This window comes from Ensifer sp. NM-2, assembly GCF_003024455.1.
Taxonomy (GTDB): Bacteria; Pseudomonadota; Alphaproteobacteria; order Rhizobiales; family Rhizobiaceae; genus Ensifer; species Ensifer canadensis.
This window is the reverse complement of the sequence record NZ_PVZR01000003.1, coordinates 212,756-229,691: the sequence shown is the minus strand read 5'-3', so window position 1 is coordinate 229,691 and position 16,936 is coordinate 212,756. Positions and strand designations below refer to the sequence as shown.

General features: G+C 62.7%; 18 protein-coding genes and 1 pseudogene. 6 read left to right on the top strand and 13 right to left on the bottom strand.

Going from position 1 to position 16,936, the window contains the following annotated elements; genetic code table 11:
- Positions 1–150: 150 nt before the first annotated feature.
- Complete coding sequence (locus C6558_RS08380; RefSeq protein ID WP_162174744.1) at positions 151–2,175, top strand: ATP-binding protein; 2,025 nt, start codon at positions 151–153, stop codon at positions 2,173–2,175.
- A gap of 269 nt (positions 2,176–2,444) precedes the next feature.
- Positions 2,445–2,846 carry a VOC family protein gene (locus tag C6558_RS08375; protein WP_025427660.1) on the top strand — a complete coding sequence of 134 codons (402 nt, stop codon included), beginning with the start codon at positions 2,445–2,447 and terminating at the stop codon, positions 2,844–2,846.
- A gap of 29 nt (positions 2,847–2,875) precedes the next feature.
- Here C6558_RS08375 and cax read toward each other — a convergent pair whose 3' ends face one another.
- Entirely contained in the window at positions 2,876–3,976 is a 1,101-nt protein-coding gene (cax, locus tag C6558_RS08370) for a calcium/proton exchanger (RefSeq protein WP_057211147.1), read from the bottom strand.
- 61 nt (positions 3,977–4,037) lie between these two features.
- Complete coding sequence (locus C6558_RS08365) at positions 4,038–4,379, bottom strand: potassium channel family protein (protein ID WP_025427662.1); 342 nt, start codon at positions 4,377–4,379, stop codon at positions 4,038–4,040.
- Positions 4,380–4,565: 186 nt separating this feature from the next.
- Between C6558_RS08365 and C6558_RS08360 the strand changes: the two are divergent.
- A pseudogene (locus tag C6558_RS08360) lies at positions 4,566–5,707 on the top strand (sulfatase-like hydrolase/transferase); the annotation flags it as partial.
- A gap of 166 nt (positions 5,708–5,873) precedes the next feature.
- Here C6558_RS08360 and miaA read toward each other — a convergent pair.
- Positions 5,874–6,785 carry a tRNA (adenosine(37)-N6)-dimethylallyltransferase MiaA gene (miaA, locus tag C6558_RS08355; protein WP_025427664.1) on the bottom strand — a complete coding sequence of 304 codons (912 nt, stop codon included), beginning with the start codon at positions 6,783–6,785 and terminating at the stop codon, positions 5,874–5,876.
- Here miaA and serB point away from each other — a divergent pair.
- Both serB and C6558_RS08345 read left to right on the top strand, forming a co-directional pair.
- The gene (serB, locus tag C6558_RS08350; protein ID WP_025427665.1) at positions 6,784–7,671 is read left to right on the top strand and encodes a phosphoserine phosphatase SerB; all 888 of its coding nucleotides are present in this window, start codon (positions 6,784–6,786) and stop codon (positions 7,669–7,671) included. The genes miaA and serB overlap by 2 nt on opposite strands.
- Positions 7,668–8,243: a GNAT family N-acetyltransferase gene (locus tag C6558_RS08345; RefSeq protein WP_025427666.1), complete on the top strand. Its 576-nt coding sequence runs from the start codon at positions 7,668–7,670 to the stop codon at positions 8,241–8,243. Before serB ends, C6558_RS08345 begins: the two co-directional genes overlap by 4 nt.
- Positions 8,244–8,515: 272 nt before the next feature.
- Here C6558_RS08345 and C6558_RS08340 read toward each other — a convergent pair whose 3' ends face one another.
- Positions 8,516–9,418 (bottom strand): LysR substrate-binding domain-containing protein, encoded by a 903-nt coding sequence (locus tag C6558_RS08340; protein WP_025427667.1) that lies wholly within the window; start codon positions 9,416–9,418, stop codon positions 8,516–8,518.
- 94 nt (positions 9,419–9,512) lie between these two features.
- Here C6558_RS08340 and C6558_RS41390 point away from each other — a divergent pair, with 94 nt between their 5' ends.
- On the top strand, positions 9,513–9,641 hold the full coding sequence (locus C6558_RS41390) for a hypothetical protein (RefSeq protein WP_255569857.1): 129 nt from the start codon (positions 9,513–9,515) through the stop codon (positions 9,639–9,641).
- A 119-nt stretch (positions 9,642–9,760) separates the two neighbouring features.
- On the opposite strand, the gene C6558_RS39875 is transcribed toward C6558_RS41390, so the two are convergent.
- The 9 genes from C6558_RS39875 to C6558_RS08295 form a co-directional block, all read right to left on the bottom strand.
- Entirely contained in the window at positions 9,761–9,931 is a 171-nt protein-coding gene (locus tag C6558_RS39875; protein ID WP_156408090.1) for a hypothetical protein, read from the bottom strand.
- Positions 9,932–9,971: 40 nt separating this feature from the next.
- Positions 9,972–11,411, bottom strand: a complete 1,440-nt coding sequence (locus C6558_RS08330) for a DegQ family serine endoprotease (RefSeq protein WP_371412250.1) — start codon at positions 11,409–11,411, stop codon at positions 9,972–9,974.
- A gap of 466 nt (positions 11,412–11,877) precedes the next feature.
- Positions 11,878–12,264: an ACT domain-containing protein gene (locus tag C6558_RS08325; RefSeq protein ID WP_025427669.1), complete on the bottom strand. Its 387-nt coding sequence runs from the start codon at positions 12,262–12,264 to the stop codon at positions 11,878–11,880.
- A 5-nt stretch (positions 12,265–12,269) separates the two neighbouring features.
- The gene (locus C6558_RS08320) at positions 12,270–12,455 is read right to left on the bottom strand and encodes a DUF2065 domain-containing protein (protein ID WP_025427670.1); all 186 of its coding nucleotides are present in this window, start codon (positions 12,453–12,455) and stop codon (positions 12,270–12,272) included.
- Between the two features lie 7 nt (positions 12,456–12,462).
- Entirely contained in the window at positions 12,463–13,386 is a 924-nt protein-coding gene (hflC, locus tag C6558_RS08315) for a protease modulator HflC (RefSeq protein ID WP_025427671.1), read from the bottom strand.
- On the bottom strand, positions 13,383–14,480 hold the full coding sequence (gene hflK / locus C6558_RS08310) for an FtsH protease activity modulator HflK (RefSeq protein WP_025427672.1): 1,098 nt from the start codon (positions 14,478–14,480) through the stop codon (positions 13,383–13,385). The genes hflC and hflK overlap by 4 nt, the downstream gene beginning before the upstream one ends.
- A 253-nt stretch (positions 14,481–14,733) precedes the next feature.
- Positions 14,734–15,270 (bottom strand): dihydrofolate reductase, encoded by a 537-nt coding sequence (locus C6558_RS08305; protein WP_025427673.1) that lies wholly within the window; start codon positions 15,268–15,270, stop codon positions 14,734–14,736.
- Positions 15,263–15,868 (bottom strand): glutathione S-transferase, encoded by a 606-nt coding sequence (locus C6558_RS08300; protein ID WP_025427674.1) that lies wholly within the window; start codon positions 15,866–15,868, stop codon positions 15,263–15,265. Before C6558_RS08300 ends, C6558_RS08305 begins: the two co-directional genes overlap by 8 nt.
- Before the next feature lie 151 nt (positions 15,869–16,019).
- Complete coding sequence (locus C6558_RS08295; protein WP_025427675.1) at positions 16,020–16,814, bottom strand: thymidylate synthase; 795 nt, start codon at positions 16,812–16,814, stop codon at positions 16,020–16,022.
- Positions 16,815–16,936: the final 122 nt, after the last annotated feature.

The window sequence follows — 16,936 nt, the reverse complement described above, 5'->3', positions numbered from 1 at the left end:
TGCGAGCAATGCACCAGCCATGCGTCGCTGGCAGCGTTCGCGCCTGATCGTCGCAGCCAATGCCGAAACCACTTGTTAAATCCCCCGCGCTAACATGAAGGACCGTTGTGCCGGGGTTGTGCGTTGCTGAACAATGATCTTCATTCCTCGATGCGTGCCGGAGAGCAGGATCGCCGCGACGGCTTGAAGCCCGGCAATCGCTTCCTCGGCCGCGTCGTCGCGTGCAGCGGTTCGCGCGCAACCATTGCTGCCGTCGCGGAAAAGGGCGAAACCTCGCTGACGGAACTCTGGTCGGTCGGCCGGCTGATCTCGATCACGGTCGGAAGAAACCGTGTGGTTGCCCTCGTCTATTCCATGCAGACGGCCAGCAGCGAATGGGGCGAAGACACCGACAACACCTTCCGCATCGAGGTCGAGCTGATGGGAGAAGTCCATGTCGGCCCCGGAGGCCGTGAGGAGTTTTCCGCCGGCATCAGCGTGTATCCCTACCTTGGTGCGGTCGCCCATCGCATTCGCACCGCCGATCTCGCCCGCATCTACGATTCCGGCCAGGACGATTGCTGCATCATCGGCAAGCTGACCCAGGACGAAAGCCTCGACGCGACGATCCATGTGCCGTCGATGCTGGCCAAGCATTTCGCCATCGTCGGCACCACGGGTGTCGGCAAGTCGACCGCCGTGACGCTGCTGCTCAACAAGGCGATTGCCGCCGATCCGAAACTGCGCGTGCTGATCCTCGACCCGCACAACGAATTTGCCGCCGCCTTCCCGGAACTTGCTGTCGTCATCGACCCCGATACGCTTGACCTGCCGTTCTGGTTCTTCCGGCTGGAGGAGTTCGCCGAGGTCATTTTCCGTGGCCGTCCCGCCATCCCCGAAGAACTCGACATCCTGCGCGACGTCATTCCCGACGCCAAGAAAGCCTTCAAGGGCAGCGCCGAGTCCGGCCTCGTGCGCCGCCAGACGGAAAAGAGCTCGATTACCGCCGATACCCCCGTGCCCTATCGCATCGCCGACCTCTTGGCGCTGATCGACGAGCGCATTGGCCGGCTCGAAGGGCGAAACGACAAGCCGCATCTGCGTTCGCTCAAGGTCAGGATCGTCTCGGCGATCAACGACCCGCGCTACCACTTCATGTTCTCGTCGAACACGATCTCCGACACGATCCAGGACACGATCGCCAAGGTCTTCCGCATTCCCGGCGAGGGCCGGCCGATCGCCACCTTCCAACTCGCAGGCATCCCGTCGGAAGTCGTCAATTCCGTCGCCTCGGTGCTTTGCCGCATGGCGTTCGAAATCGGCCTTTGGAGCAGTGGCGGCATCCACATGCTGGTCGTGTGCGAAGAGGCACACCGCTATGTGCCCGCCGACCCGTCGCTCGGCTTCCTGCCGACGCGCCAGGCGATCGCCCGCATCGCCAAGGAAGGCCGAAAATACGGGGTCTCGCTCGGCATCATCACCCAGCGTCCGGGCGAACTCGACCCGACGATCCTGTCGCAGTGCTCGACGGTCTTTGCCATGCGGCTCGCCAACGACCGCGACCAGGAGATCATCCGCTCGGCCATTCCCAACTCGTCGATCTCGACCACCAGTTTCATCTCATCGATTGGCAACGGCGAAGCCATCGCCTTCGGCGAGGCGGTCGCCGTGCCCATGCGAATGCGCTTTACCCGCGTCAACGAGGAGCGGCTGCCCCGCGCCCACGGGATTATCGACCGGGTCGACGAGGACGCGCCGCCGACCGTCGACATCCGCTCGATCGTCAACCGCATGCGGGCGATCACCGGCCCGAACATCTCGAATTTCCAGCAGAGCTATCTGGCGGCCGCCACCACCGACGAGCAGGACGAGCGGCTCTGGGCCGCAGAACTGGGCCCCGAGACCCGCGACGAACCGGCGCCTGCCGGCTTCGACGACGATGACGTAGCGGAGATCGAGCCCTATCGCCCCGACATGCTGCCCCGCGCGCCCGAGCCCGGCAATCCGCAGCTCGAGCGTTTCAACCAGATCCGCCAGCAGCTTCTGACCGAGACACCGGAGCCGGCGGCCGGCTATCGCCCGCCGCCACCGACTGATGCCTATGCTGTCCGCCCCGCCACCGAACCGCGACGCGAAGGCTCGCTGCGCGACAGCCTGCTCAAGCGGCCGCTCGGCAGCATCATCCGCAAACCCTGAGACGCGCAGGTGCGCCTCGGCAGGCTTCGGCTCGCGCCGGCCCCTCAAGGCGTTTTCACCCTCCCCACCGGACATCAGCAGATCGGACAGACTTGTGCGCCCCCGCCGCGTGCGGCAAAAGTGCGCCCGCGTTCGCGCCAGCAAAGGCACGGGCGCGTCAAAGGAGCGGGAACCGCAGGGCCGACCTGGCCGTTCTCCAGTACGGGGCCAAGCCGACATCAAAACAGCGCCGCGGCGTGCGGCCAAAACATTCGACGCAGGAGGCAGACATGGTAGCAGCCGTCACCCCTTTCCTGATGTTCCAAGGCAGCAACAGGGCCGAGACCGCGATGGCGCTCTACGTCTCGCTGTTTCCCGATGCCGAGATCCTGTCGATCGAGCGCTATGGCCCTGGCGAACAGGGTGCCGAAGGCAGCGTCAAGGTGGCAGCCTTCCGCCTTGGCGGCCAGACGGTGAAATGCATCGACAGCCCGGTCAGCCACGCCTTCGATTTCACCCCGTCCTTCTCCTTTTTCATCGATTGCGACAGCGAGGAAGAACTCACTCGTCTTTCCACCGCTCTTGCTGAGGACGGCAAGATACTGATGCCACCGGAGGATTACGGCTTCAGCCGGCGTTTCACCTGGGTCAACGATCGCTTCGGCGTTTCCTGGCAGATCAACCTGCCCTGAACAGCTGGGTCCTTTGCCTGCGTGCGAGCTCACAAGAGCTTGGGCGGCAGCAGATACAGCGTCATGGCGAAGATCACATAGACCATGAGCATCAGCACGCCTACGAACCACGCGGCCCGGCCGCTGGTCGTGACGATGAAGGCCGTCATGGTGGAGAGCAGCACCATGGTGACCGCACCCGGCCAGAACTGCAGGTCCATCGGCGTCGGCCCGATGACGTAGCTCAAAAGCACGAGAACGGGAGCAACGAAAAGGGCAATCTGGGCAGCACTACCGAGCGCAATGCCGACGCTCAGGTCCAGCCGGTTTTTGCGAGCGCCGGAAAATGCCGACGCCATTTCGGCCGCCGCCCCCACCAGTGCCACGACGATAAACCCGACGAATGCCGGCGTCATTCCGAACGTCTCGGCCGCCTGCTGCACCGATTCCACGAAGACTTCGCTGACTAGGGCGACCATGACCGTCACGGCGGCCAACGTCGCAAGCGCAACACTCAACGGCCAGGGAGCATCGTCCGAGGTGGCAGCATGCTCGACGCTGCCGAAGAATTCGCGATGGCTTTTCAGGGAGAAGAACAAGCCCAACCCGTATGCGATGATCAGAACGATCGCCAGACCGAAGCTCAACTCCTGCATGAAGTCCGGTGCCGCTGCGAGACTATCGGCCTCGGCCATTGCCGACGGAACGATAAGGGCGATCGTTGCCAGGAAAAGCATGCTCGTCTGCAGGCGGGCGCCGACGCGATTGTAGTCCTGAACGTGGTATTTCAGGCCGCCGAGCAGGAATGAAGCGCCCAGCATGAAAAGCGTGTTGCAGACGATGGCGCCGGCCAATGAGGCCTTCACCAGCGTGTACTGACCAAGCCGCAAGGCGGCCAGCGCAATGATAAGCTCGGTCAGATTGCCGAGTGTTGCGTTGAGAAGGCTGCCGACCGTGTCGCCCGTCCTGGCGGCGACGGCTTCGGTGGCATGGCTCAACAAAGTTGCCAACGGAATGATCGCCAAGACCGAAAGCAGGAAAAGCAGCGTGTGCGCATCGGGTGCGGCACTATGCGCCACCAGCACCAACGGCCCCAGGACCAGGAGCCAGAGGAGCGGAGTGTGCCGAATTTCGTGCCAAAGCTGGCTCATGAGCCCCCCAAATGCATCGAGGCTTCTCGACCGGAATGCGGCCGGCGACAGCAAACAAGGCTCAGTCTGGCGAATCTCGCCCGTTGCTATCATCGGCCGTAGTCCTCAGCGCCTGGACACTGACGGCTGCCACGAGGCCGGTGAGCACAATCCCCGTAAGACCGATAAGCAAGGCCAGCACGCGCGAAGACAAGTGGCTCGGCACCAGATCGCCGTAGCCGATGGTAAGACCGGTCACGAAGGTGAAATACAGCGTGTCCATCATCCGCCATTCCTCTATTCGCCCGATCAACAGGCCGCACCCGAGCATGATGCCAAGCATGCCGGACAGGATTGGCCAGACAACGCCAAGCTGGCGATAGAACTCGATGAAGAAGATCCGTCTTGTGCGCTTAGTACCCATCGGACCCTGCCCGAGAAACGAAAGCCGCCATCCCCATGATGGCCGCCTGAAAGACATTTCCAGATAATGCCGACGACCAGATTACCCCTGCAGTCCAGATTACAATTTAGGGTGATCTAATGTGGAGAAATGTCAACTCTGTAACGGTAACGAGGTAGGTCGGCTGCCATCGAGCGGATTTTGCGGTTCCCCGACATGGATCCGAAGCTGCGGGCGATGTTCCAGAAAGTGACCAAAGGCGCTCTGTCAGGCAAAGCGGGTGAAAAAGCCGTGGAAGAGTTCAAGATCAACGGCCAGTACGTCGATACGCCGACGATCAACGGTGCACCGGGTGTTGTCGGTATTCCGTTCTTCGATAGCTACGTCGAGAAGGCCGCCGTTGGCTTCCTGACGACGCATCCAAATCCGACAAGCCATTCTTTATCAGCGTCAACTTCATGAAGGTGCACCAGCCGAACCTGCCTGCACCGGAGTTCGAGCATAAGTCGATGTCGAAATCGAAGTATGCCGACAGCATCGTGGAACTGGACACCCGCATTGGCCGCATCATGGACAAACTCCATGAAACCGGCTTGGACAGAAATACCCTCGTGTTCTACACCACCGATAACGGCGCCTGGCAGGACGTGTACCCCGACGCCGGTTACACGCCATTCCGCGGCACCAAAGGTACCGTTCGCGAAGGCGGCAATCGCGTTCCCGCCATCGCTGTCTGGCCGGGCAAGGTCAAGCCAAACAGCAAGAACCACGATATCGTCGGCGGGCTTGATCTGATGGCGACTTTCGCCTCCGTCGCCGGCGTCGCCCTGCCGGATAAGGACCGCGAGGGCCAGCCGACCATCTTCGACAGCTATGACATGTCGCCGATCCTGCTCGGTACGGGCAAGTCGGAACGCACGTCCTGGTTCTACTTCACCGAGAACGAACTTTCGCCCGGCGCTGCCCGCGTCGGCAATTACAAGGCGGTGTTCAATTTGCGCGGCGACGACGGTCAGTCGACGGGAGGACTGGCGGTCGATTCGAACCTTGGCTGGAAGGGCGCATCCAAATATGTCGCAACGGTCCCGCAGGTCTTCGATCTTTGGCAGGACCCGCAGGAGCGCTACGACATCTTCATGAACAACTACACGGAGCGCACCTGGACGATGGTCACCATCGGCGACGCGATCAAACAGCTGATGGAAACCTATGTAAAGTATCCGCCGCGCAAGCTGCAGAGCGCGAGCTACTCCGGTCCGATCGAGATCTCGAAATACCAACAATTCCAGTGGCTACGCGATGAGTTGTCAAAGGACGGTTTTAGTATCCCGATGCCAACAGGCAACTGATCACCTATCCCGAAGGTGGTCGCCCGCATAGCCGCGCCGTCGACCGCGGCGCGTCTTGACGACGACACTTCCGCACCAAACGACAAAGCCGCCGAGAATGGCGGCTTTGTCCTGCAAGTCTGAATTTTACACATCGTTATCCGGTGGTGCGATCGCCCGCCGGAACTCAAATAGCCTCGGCAGCATTCTCGATGCGCTGCCAGCTGTCGTCGAGCTGGTTGCGAAACCAGGTCATCTGCCGCTTGGCATATTGCCGGGTTGCGGCGGCGCCGGTCTCGATCACCTCGGCCTCATCGATCTCGCCGCGCAGGAGCGCGGCAATCTGGCTGACGCCGATCGCCTTCATCACGGGCATGGCCGGATCGAGGTTCAGCGCCAAGAGCGCACGCACCTCGTCGATCGCCCCACCGGAGAGCATCATACCGAAGCGGCGGTTGATGCGATCGTGCAGCACCTTGCGATCCGGCAGCACGACAAGCTTTCGCGCCCGTTGCGGATCGATGATCTCAGGGCCGCTCTTCTGCTGGTAGAGGCGGATCGACTGGCCGGTCGCCTCCACCACTTCGAGCGCGCGCACGATACGCTGGCCGTCGCCGGGCTTCAGCGTCTCTGCCGTCTGCGGGTCGCGCGCGGCAAGCTCGGCATGCAGCCCATCCGGCCCCTCTTGCATCAGCCGCTCGCGCAGCCGCTCGCGAATGGCGGCCGGAATTTCGGGCATGTCGGCAAGCCCGCCGGTCAACGCCTTGAAGTAGAGCCCGGTGCCGCCGACGAAGACCGGCAACCGGCCGGTCTTGCGCAGCGTGGCGACGAGCGCTTGCGCCTCGCGCAGCCACGCCCCGGTCGAATAGGCCTGACCGGCAGGCATATGGCCGTAGAGACGGTGTTCGACGCCACCCATATCGGCCTCGTCAGGGCGCGCGGTCAGCACCCGCAAAGTGTCATAGACCTGCATGCTGTCGGCGTTGATGACCACGCCGTCATGCCGGCGCGCCAATTCGACCGCAAGCGCGGACTTGCCGCTGGCGGTCGGCCCGGTTATCAGGATCGCGTCCGTATCGGTTTCAAGGTTGTTGTCCATGGCTCTCGTTGCCACGCTTATCGCCAATCCGTCAAATCCTGTTCTGACGCCAGCGCTCGCGGAAGCCGCCGCTGACGCCGTTAGGGCATCCGGTCTCTACTGGCTCGCCGACGGCGTCGCCTGCGACCTGGCGCTCACCGACGGCACGGACCCCTTTGCCGCCGAGGCGGCGCTGCGCGGCGCGCTGAACGGAACGCCTGTCGATGTCGCCGTCCAGGACGCCGACACCAGGCGCAAGAAGCTTCTGATCGCCGACATGGACTCCACCATGATCGGCCAGGAATGCATCGACGAACTTGCCGCCGAAGTCGGCCTCAAGGACAAGGTTGCCGCCATCACCGCCCGCGCCATGAACGGCGAGATCGCCTTCGAGCCGGCGCTGATCGAGCGCGTCGCGCTGCTGAAGGGCCTGCCTTCGAGCGTCGTAGGCGATGTCATCGCCAGGCGCATCACGCTGACGCCGGGCGGCCCTGAGCTGATCGCCACGATGAAGGCGAAGGGCTACTACACCGCCCTCATCTCCGGCGGCTTCACCGTGTTTACCGGCCCGGTCGCCGACATGCTCGGCTTCCAGGAAAACCGCGCCAATACGCTGATCGAGAAGGACGGCACGCTGACCGGCGAGGTCGCCGAACCGATCCTCGGCAAACAGGCCAAGGTCGATGCGCTCATCGACATTGCCGGCCGCCTCGGCATTTCGACCGACGAGGCGCTTGCCGTCGGCGACGGCGCCAACGATCTCGGCATGCTGCAGCTCGCCGGCACCGGCGTTGCGCTGCACGCCAAGCCCGTGGTCGCCGAACAGGCGAAGGTCCGCATCGACCATGGCGACCTCACGGCCCTTCTCTATCTGCAGGGCTATCGAAAGACCGATTTCGTCAGATGATCGTTTCCGAGACCGAACGCCTGCGCATCCGCGCCTGGAAGGAGGCCGACCGCGATCTCTTCTTCGAGATCAACAATGATGCCGAGGTGATGGCGTTCTTCCCCCATCGCCGCAACCGGGAGGAAACCGACGCGCTGTTCGACCGCGTCGGCCAGGGCATCGCCGAAACGGGGCTCGGCTTCTTCGCTGTCGCGCTGAAAAAAGACGACCGGCCGATCGGCTTCTGCGGCCTCGCCTATACCGACCTCGAGCCCCACCTGCCGAAAGGCACCGTCGAGATCGGCTGGCGGCTCGCCGCCCCCTTCTGGGGCAAGGGCTATATCACCGAGGCAGCGTCCGACCTCCTGCGCTACGGCTTCGACGAAAAAGGCCTTCGCGAAATCGTCTCCTTCGCCGTCCCCGACAACACCCGCTCGACGGCGGTGATGGCGCGCCTTGGAATGCACCGCGACCCCGCACGCGACTTCAACCACCCGCGCATCCCCGCCGACAAACCGCAGCTCGTTCGCCACGTGCTCTACGCAATCACCCGGGCGGAATGGCAGGCACAGCGGGCGAAGGACGTGGCGTGAAAGCGCCGCGGCGCCGGTAAACGGCGGCTTGCGGGTTCATCCGTCAGCCGCTTGCAGTTCATGACGCTGCGCTTGCCCCTCACTGTCCTGCCGGACATCTCTCCCCGCCAGCGGGGAGAGATGCGCAAGCCGAACCCTCTTCGCCAATCCGCAACGTTTGCGCGTTGTCAGTCCGGTCACATCCGAGCCTGCTCCCCGCAGGCGGCGAGAAGGTGCCAGCAGGCGGATGAGGGGCGACCCACCCGGAACATCTCGCAACGCCATCCGAGACGTCACCCCCCGCGCCCTGCCCCCGGATAACTCCGTTCGACCCAAGTGACGAACGCCTGCGCCGCCTCTGACAAAGCGTCGAACCGCCGCGCCACGAGAAAGAAGGCGCCATAGGGCACCGAGACATCGAACGGCTGCAGCAGGCGCCCGGCCGCAAGCTCGTCGCGCACATGGTCGCGATCGACCAACCCGACGCCGTTGCCGCGCAACGCCGCCTGCAGCACCATGGCGCCATCGGTAAAGATCGCGCCCCGCTCGATGCGAACCGGTCCCGCCCCGGCAGCAGTGAACCATTGCTGCCATGCTTCGCGATTGTCCTCGTGCAGGAGCGCATGCTGCATGAGATCGACAGGCATCAACAAGGGCCTGCCGGACCGGGCAAGCTCCGGCGCGATCACCGGGATCATCTCCACCTGCGCAAGCCGTCGCGCCTCGACGCGCGGCCAGGAGGAGAGCTTCAAGCTGTGACGCATGGCGATATCAGCGTCCCCGCTGCGAAACTCCACAAGCCGCGGGTCGGCGTCGATCAACAGGTCGATCTCGGGATGCTCGCTCTGGAACTCCGCCAGATGCGGAACCAGCCAGCAGCCGGTAAGGGACGGTTCGGCACTGACCCTCAGCGTATGGCCAGGCTTGTGCCCGGAGAGCGCCTCCAGGCTGTCTCCCACCATGTCGAAGGCGGAGGTCAGCACCGAAAGCAGCGACCGGCCCTCGACCGTCAGGCTGACGCTGCGGTGGCGCCGCTCAAACAGCGGCCGGCCGATGAGGTTTTCCAGCTCGCGGATCTGTCGGCTGATTGCGGCTTGGGAAACGAAAAGCTCGCCGGCAGCCAGCGTGAAGCTTTCGAGCCGGCCCGCAGCCTCGAAACTCCGCAACGCTGTCAGGGGCAGACGGCCGCGCTTCATGCATAACCTCAAGTCATCCGAAGACAACTGTAAACTCGTTTGAGCCTTTGCGACAAGTGCGTTGAAATGAGGAACCAGAAAGGAGGATCCGGCCATGTACGCCATCCTCGAGACCCTGATCGACGCGCTGCGCCTGATGACCTTTCAGCCCCTGCGGCACGACATACACCGCACCCGACCGGAACGGACCGCCAGCCACGGCGTGCCCTGCGCCAAAGACTGAGGGGGGGGCCGCCGCACCGCTTTCCCCAACGGCGCTGCAGGCGGTACCTCCAAGACAGCGGCCACCGCCCGTCACCACAGTGCCGGACGTAAGACAGGACCTACCAAACATGCAGCAATTCAAAGTGCGACAGCGACCTTTGCGCGTCCAATAAGACGCGCGACGCTGTAGATCGCCCGAAGCGCCACCGCATAATACTGAGCTTCGACCGCTGCCGGTTCAAGGAAGACACCGCCTTGAATCGAAATCTCAGGGATCGGAATCAAGCCGGGAGAGAACGGCGCGATCATCCTGAAAGGATTCAGGAAAAGGCCATCGCGCCACGCCGTCCTATTCCATGCGCACGGTGACGAAGCGCAATTCGCCGGTCTTGTTGGAAAGCATCAGCAGCGCATTGCGCCGGCCGTCGGACTTCAGCTCTTCAACGCGCTCGGAGACGTCGTCAGGCGTATCCATCGCTTCCTGGCCGACCTCGACGATAACGTCACCCGGCTCCACCCGCCGCTCGGCGGCGGCAGAGCCTGCCTGGACCTCGGCGATCACCACGCCTTCGACATCGTCGGCAATGCCGAACTTCTTGCGGCTTTCGGCATTGAGCGTGGTCAGCTTCATGCCGAGCACCGTGTCGGTGGCGGGCAGCTCGGCTGCCGGCGGCTGATCCGTCTTCTTGTCCTCGCCGCCTTCTTCATTGGTGGTTACCGCGGCATTGGCGATGCCCTCGCCATCCTCGAGCCGTCCGAGCGTGACCTTGACCGTCTGCTCCTTGCCGTCGCGGATGATCACCACGTCGACGGCCTTGCCGACGGCACTTTCGGCGACCGCCCGCGGCAGGTCGCGCATCTCGGAGACGTCCTTGCCATCGAACTTGATGATGACGTCGCCGGCCTTGATCTCGCCCTTGGCGATCGGCCCGCCCTCGATAATGCCCGAGACCAGAGCGCCGCGCGGCGAGGCCATCTTCAGGCTTTCAGCGATATCGTCCGTCACCGGCTGGATGCGCACGCCAAGCCAGCCGCGCCGCGTCTCGCCGAAATCCTTCAGCTGCAGCACGACATTGGCGGCAAGCTCGGTCGGAACCGAGAAGCCGATACCGATCGAGCCGCCCGTCGGCGAAATGATCGCCGTGTTGATGCCGATCACCTCGCCCTGCATGTTGAACAGCGGGCCGCCCGAGTTGCCGCGGTTGATGGCGGCGTCCGTTTGGATGAAATTGTCGTAGGGGCCGGCATTGATGTTCCGGCCGCGCGCCGAGATGATGCCGACGGAGACAGAGCCGCCAAAGCCGAACGGGTTGCCGATCGCCATGACCCAATCGCCGATCCGCATCTTGCGGGAATCGCCGAAGGGTACTGCCTTCAGCGGCGTCTTCGGCTCGACCTTGAGCACCGCGAGGTCGGTCTTGGTATCCTTGCCGACGAGCTTGGCCTTCAGCTTGCTGCCATTGGCGAAGATCACTTCGATATCGTCGGCACCCTCGATCACGTGATTGTTGGTGACGATGACGCCGGCGGGATCGATGACGAAGCCGGAGCCGAGCGAATTGACGGTGCGCTGGCGGTTGCCGCCCTTGTCGCCCTGCCCCTTGAAGAACTCGTCGAAGAAGTCCTGATAGGGCGAGCCCTCCGGCACCTGCGGCGTCGGCGCATCGTCGTCGTTCTTGACGCGCTGGGACGTCGAAATGTTCACGACCGCATCAAGCAGGCCGGCCGCAAGGTCGGCGACGGATGCGGGGCCATTGCTCGGCGGGCGAACGGCGGCCGTCTGCGCCATGGCCGCATTGGACAGAAGCAGCGTGGCGGCCAGCGCCAGAGCGCCGAAGGATTTCGATCGAGTGGACAATTCGCGGAGCTCCTCACATTGTCTCGGCGGTGCGGCGCCCTTGAAGGTAGCCGCGTCATGCGATGCTCTGCAGCCCCATGCGCCCGACAAAGAGCAAGGGTCGCTGCAGCGACTTTGATTTGCCGCATAATTTATCCCACGATCGATCCCGATCGGAAGACTTATGCAGCCGGTGACAGCGACGCGATCCGGGGATCACGTTGCACCCGATCTTCCAGTGAAGATACGGCGGAATTCAGAAGCGTCCAGACACGATTTTCTGATCCGCTCGAAAGTGCGGATACGGAGCCTACAGCGCCGCGCGTCAAATATGACGCGCTAAGGACGCTGTAGCACTTCAGGCTCACTGCATAATTTCTCCTTAAATCGAATCCGATTTAAGGAATTATGCAGTAGATCAGATGGTGATCTCGTGCCCGTGCTCTTTCAGCGCCTGCACCGCTTTGTCGAGATCGGAGCCCGGCACGAAGATATAGTCGGTGCTGAAGGTCGAATTGGCAAAGACGCCGATGCCCGCGGCCGACAGCGGCCTGAGCACGGAAGAAAGCACGCCGGGCACGTCGACGCTGAAATGCTGTTCGATACGGAAGCAGCGCCAGCCGAGCGAACTCTGGGTGCTGGAAGGGACGCGCGCGGCGCGACAGACGAGGGTCATTTCCTCTCGCGAGCTGGACACGGTCCAGAAACCCGGCCCCGGCAGCCATTCCGGCATCTGGGAACCGACATTGAGACGGGTGATCGCATATTCGGCATCGACCAGCCGGATCAGCAGTTTATGTGGCATTCGCATTATCCTCGAAGCAACCAGACAAGTCCGACACCGGCGGCAACGGAAAATACCCCGGCCAGTCGAAGCTGATGCTCCGGGACATACGGCAAACGCTTCGCCAATTCCACTAAAACCAAAGGGGCCAGTGCGTACACCAGCCCCTCGATGATCAGGAAAAAAGCAATCCCGGTCAGAAAGTCGGACATTGTCCGCTTAGTTCCCGGTCGCCGGTTGCGTCTCTGTCGCAGCCGGTGCTTTGCCTTCCGAGTCATTGAAATAACGGAAGAACTCCGAATGCGGCGACAGCACGAGCGTCGTGTCCGAGCTACCGATGGACTCCGTATAGGCGGTCATCGAACGGTAGAATTCGAAGAACTTCGGATCGCGCGCAAATGCGTCGGCAAAGGTCTTCGTCCGTTCGGCTTCGCCTTCACCGCGCAGGATTTCCGATTCGCGCTGGGCGTCGGCGACGATCTCGACGACCTGACGGTCGGCGATGGCGCGGCGACGCTGGCCGGCTTCGTTACCGCGGGCACGGATCAGTTCGGCTTCCGCCAGACGCTCGGCCTTCATGCGGTCGAAGGTCTGCTGCGAGACTTCCTGCGTAAGGTCTGTGCGACGGATGCGAACGTCCTCGATGTTGAGGCCGAGCGATTCGGCATCGGTTTTGAGGTCGGCGCGAACTTCGCGCATCATCGATGCACGCTCGTCGGACAGCGCTGCCTCGAAGCCACGCAGACCGTAGACGCGACGCAGCGATGCGTCGAGACGGGTGCGCAGACGTGCCTCGGCAGAATCGCGGTCGCCCGAAACGGTTTCGCGGAAGCGACGGGGATCGGCGATCTTGTAGATGACGAAGGCGTCGACTTCATAGAACTTGCCGCCCGAAACCTGGACGCGGATGTTGTCGAGATCGAAGCGCAGGGCCTGGTCTTCGACATACTGCACGCGATCGGCATCCATGAAGGCGAAGGGCAGCTTGAAGTAGAGGCCCGGCTGGGTCTTGACGTCCTGGATCTGACCGAAGCGAACGACGATCGCCTGCTGGCGTTCGTTGACCACGAAGATCGACGAATAGAGACCGACCAGGACGACGGCGAGCAGGATCAGGATGATTGAAGTACGATTGTTGATCACTGTGCGCCTCCCGACTGTGCCGGCCGACCGATTTCATTCAGCGGCAGATAGGGCACGACGCCCTGCCCGTTCTTCTCGTCGATGATGACCTTCTTCGACTTGCCGAGAACGCCTTGCATCGTTTCGAGATAGAGACGCTTGCGGGTTACATCAGGCGCCTTTGAATATTCGTCATAAACAGAGATGAAGCGCTGGGCCTCACCTTGCGCTTCCTTGACGACGCGGCCCTTGTAGGCGGCTGCCTCTTCGCGGATCTGCGCGCCCTGACCGCGGGCCTTGCCGAGGATCTGGTTGGCGTACTGGTTGGCTTCTTCGACGAAGCGGTCTTCGTCCTGCTCGGCACGCTGCACTTCGTCGAACGCATCGGCGACTTCGCGCGGCGGGGCCGCATCCTCGATCGCCACGGTGTTGACGGAAACGCCGGCGCCGTAGCTGTCCATCGTTGCCTGGATCGTGCTCTTCACGTCGGCGGCGATCGCCTGACGGTTATCGCGGAAAATGTCCTGGGCCGGACGACGGCCGACCACTTCGCGCATCGCGCTTTCGGCGACCTGCTGCAGCGTGTCAGCCGGATTTTCGACGTTGAAGAGGTAGGCCTTCGGATCCGTGACCGAGAACAGCACCGAGAACTGAACGTTGACGATGTTCTGGTCGCCGGTGAGCATCAGGCCGGCATTGGACTGACCGCTGTTGCGGCCGCCGATGTTCTGCTGCTGCTCGGTGATCTTGACGAACTCGACGGTTTCGAGCGGCCAGAAGTGATAGTGCAGGCCCGGCATCGAGATCTCGTCCTTCGGCTTGCCGAAGCGCATTTCGACGCCGCGTTCATCCGGCTGGACGGTGTAGATCGAGTTGATCAGGATGAAGCCGACGATCAGCAGGCCGACGATGGCGAAGATGCCGCCGTTGAAACCGCCGGGAACGACGTTCTTCAGCTGATCCTGGCCACGGCGAATGATCTCTTCGAGATCCGGCGGTCCGCCCTTGCCGCCGCCACGCGGCCGGTTCGGCCCCTGGCCCCATGGCCCCTGATTGCCTCCGCCGCCGCCGCCGCCCCAAGGGCCGCCGCCGCCATTCTGATTGCTCCAGGGCATCAAAACCTCTCTTTTGAATACTGCTCACGCTGAACTGCCGCGCGAATGCACGGACGTCCACGATGTGAACCCGTTATAGGTATGACATGCACCGCTTTCAACGCGATACGCCAGAGTTCACCGTAAATGGTTCAAAATAGTTGACGAATGGCCCATTACGCGCGGCGCGCCAAACATGACGCGCCAAGGACAGCGCTTCAAACTCGCTGCATAACTTTCTCCTTAGATCGATGCCGATTTTAGGAGGCATGCATTAGCGCGTGGCCCGGCGCCGCCACGTCACGAAATGCATGGCATGGCTGTCTTTCTCGCCCTGCGGCAGGTCCTCTTCGAACACCTTGTCGAAAACGTCAGGGTCGATATCCGGAAAGCGAGTATCGCCTTCGACTTCCGCCTGAACCTCTGTGATGTGCAGGATATCGGCGACGCCGATCGATTGCCGGTAGATCTCGCCGCCGCCAATAACGCAGATCTCGTCTGCCCCTGATGCCGACGCTTCGCGCCGCGCTGCGCCCAGCGCCTCCTCCAGCGAATGCGCGACGGTCGCGCCCTCAGCAGTAAAATCTGCGCTGCGGCTGATGACGATGTTCGCTCGGCCGGGCAGCGGACGTCCGATCGAGGCCCAGGTCTTGCGCCCCATGATCACGGGCTTGCCGATCGTCAGCGCCTTGAAGCGCTTGAGATCGGTGGAAAGCCGCCACGGCAGATCGCCGTCGCGGCCGATGACGCCGTTGGCGGCAACCGCGACGACGATGGAGATTTTCGGCTCGTTGGTGCTGGTATCAGTCATGGAACCCATTCGGTTTGCTGTCGATTTCACTTGCCCTGACATAGGCTGCCCGGTCCGTGACCACCCGGATATAGCGGTCGACGACCTCACTCTCGGGCAGGATCTTGCGCATCCATTGCAGTGCGCTGGCCAAAAGCAGGTCGGCGGCGCTCATCGTCGCGCCGAGCAGATAGGTCTGTCGGTTGAGCACGTCGATCACATGGGCGCACATTTCGCTGTAGAGCCGCGCCTGCGCCGGATTGTTGATCGTCGCGCCGGTGATGTGGGCCAGCGCCGTCGGCTCGATCACGCCGGCATAATAGGCAAGCCAGGAGAGATAGGCGCCGCGCTCGGGATGGCCGGGCGCCCGGCCGAGACTGCATTCGGGGTGAAGGTCGGTGAGATATTGTACCACGGCCGCCGATTCCCAGATCAGCGCACCCTTGTGCAAGAGCGCCGGCACCTGCTTGTGCGGATGCGGATTGTTGTCGTCGGGTGCGCCGGTGCCATCCCAGCGGCGGATCGAGACATAGCGGATCTCGTATTCCGCGCCGATCTCCTCGAGCAGCCAGACGATACGCGACGAGCGCGACAAGGGTGCGTGGACGAGCGTCAGCATCGAAACCTCCCGACAGCGCCTCGCCGAACATGATGCGCAAAGGCCGCTGTAACATCTGAACTCCGTAAGAAACGGCAAACCCTCCCGGTCTGCCGCCGTTACGCGAATGCCCGTATCGACCGCCTGCCCGCACCCCCGAGGCGACGACGCCTCAGACGGCGATCGGCGCCTTGATGGTTGAATCAGCTTCGTAGCCGACCAGGGTAAAGTCTTCAAAACGGAACGAAAACAGATCCTTGACGTCTGGCTTGATCTGCATGGTCGGCAGCGTCTTCGGCGTGCGGGCAAGCTGCAGCCGTGCCTGGTCGAAATGGTTGTGGTAGATATGCGCGTCGCCGAAGGTATGGACGAAATCGCCCGGCTTCAGCCCGGTCACCTGCGCCACCATCATCGTCAGAAGCGCGTAGGAGGCGATGTTGAACGGCACGCCGAGGAAGATGTCGGCCGAACGCTGATAGAGCTGGCAGGAAAGCTTGCCGTCGGCGACATAGAACTGGAACAGGCAATGGCACGGCGGCAGGGCCATCTCGTCGACCAGCGCCGGGTTCCAGGCGGAAACGATATGACGGCGCGAGTTCGGATTGGTCTTCAGGCTTTCGACAAGACCGGCGATCTGGTCGATATGCCGCCCGTCCGGCGCCGGCCAGGAGCGCCACTGGTAGCCGTAGACGGGCCCGAGATCGCCGTTTTCGTCCGCCCATTCGTCCCAAATGCTGACGCCGTTTTCCTTGAGATAGGCGATATTGGTCTCGCCCTTCAGGAACCACAGCAGTTCGTGGATGATCGAGCGCAGGTGCAGCTTCTTGGTGGTCAGCACCGGGAAGCCTTGCGAAAGATCGAAACGCATCTGGTAGCCGAAGACCGAGCGCGTCCCCGTTCCCGTCCGGTCACCCCGGTCGGTTCCGCTGGTCATCACATGGTCGAGGAAGTCGAGATATTGCTGCATGGTCTGGCGCCGCCGATTCGTGTTGTCCCAAATTTAGGGTGAAGCCGGCGGCAAACCAATGTCCCGGGGGTGTTTATCCCGCATATTCAGCCGCGCTCAAAGCGGGATCAAGGAAAGTGCGC

Excerpts from the sequence above, each read along its gene's own strand:
- C6558_RS08380 (WP_162174744.1), top strand. The coding sequence starts at position 151 with ATGCGTGCCGGAGAGCAGGATCGCCGCGACGGCTTGAAGCCCGGCAAT.
- C6558_RS08375 (WP_025427660.1), top strand. The coding sequence starts at position 2,445 with ATGGTAGCAGCCGTCACCCCTTTCCTGATGTTCCAAGGCAGCAACAGG.
- cax (WP_057211147.1), bottom strand. The coding sequence starts at position 3,976 with ATGAGCCAGCTTTGGCACGAAATTCGGCACACTCCGCTCCTCTGGCTC.
- C6558_RS08365 (WP_025427662.1), bottom strand. The coding sequence starts at position 4,379 with ATGGGTACTAAGCGCACAAGACGGATCTTCTTCATCGAGTTCTATCGC.
- serB (WP_025427665.1), top strand. The coding sequence starts at position 6,784 with ATGGCTCTCGTTGCCACGCTTATCGCCAATCCGTCAAATCCTGTTCTG.
- miaA (WP_025427664.1), bottom strand. The coding sequence starts at position 6,785 with ATGGACAACAACCTTGAAACCGATACGGACGCGATCCTGATAACCGGG.
- C6558_RS08345 (WP_025427666.1), top strand. The coding sequence starts at position 7,668 with ATGATCGTTTCCGAGACCGAACGCCTGCGCATCCGCGCCTGGAAGGAG.
- C6558_RS08340 (WP_025427667.1), bottom strand. The coding sequence starts at position 9,418 with ATGAAGCGCGGCCGTCTGCCCCTGACAGCGTTGCGGAGTTTCGAGGCT.
- C6558_RS41390 (WP_255569857.1), top strand. The coding sequence starts at position 9,513 with ATGTACGCCATCCTCGAGACCCTGATCGACGCGCTGCGCCTGATGACC.
- C6558_RS39875 (WP_156408090.1), bottom strand. The coding sequence starts at position 9,931 with ATGATCGCGCCGTTCTCTCCCGGCTTGATTCCGATCCCTGAGATTTCG.
- C6558_RS08330 (WP_371412250.1), bottom strand. The coding sequence starts at position 11,411 with ATGGCGCAGACGGCCGCCGTTCGCCCGCCGAGCAATGGCCCCGCATCC.
- C6558_RS08325 (WP_025427669.1), bottom strand. The coding sequence starts at position 12,264 with ATGCCACATAAACTGCTGATCCGGCTGGTCGATGCCGAATATGCGATC.
- C6558_RS08320 (WP_025427670.1), bottom strand. The coding sequence starts at position 12,455 with ATGTCCGACTTTCTGACCGGGATTGCTTTTTTCCTGATCATCGAGGGG.
- hflK (WP_025427672.1), bottom strand. The coding sequence starts at position 14,480 with ATGCCCTGGAGCAATCAGAATGGCGGCGGCGGCCCTTGGGGCGGCGGC.
- C6558_RS08305 (WP_025427673.1), bottom strand. The coding sequence starts at position 15,270 with ATGACTGATACCAGCACCAACGAGCCGAAAATCTCCATCGTCGTCGCG.
- C6558_RS08300 (WP_025427674.1), bottom strand. The coding sequence starts at position 15,868 with ATGCTGACGCTCGTCCACGCACCCTTGTCGCGCTCGTCGCGTATCGTC.
- C6558_RS08295 (WP_025427675.1), bottom strand. The coding sequence starts at position 16,814 with ATGCAGCAATATCTCGACTTCCTCGACCATGTGATGACCAGCGGAACC.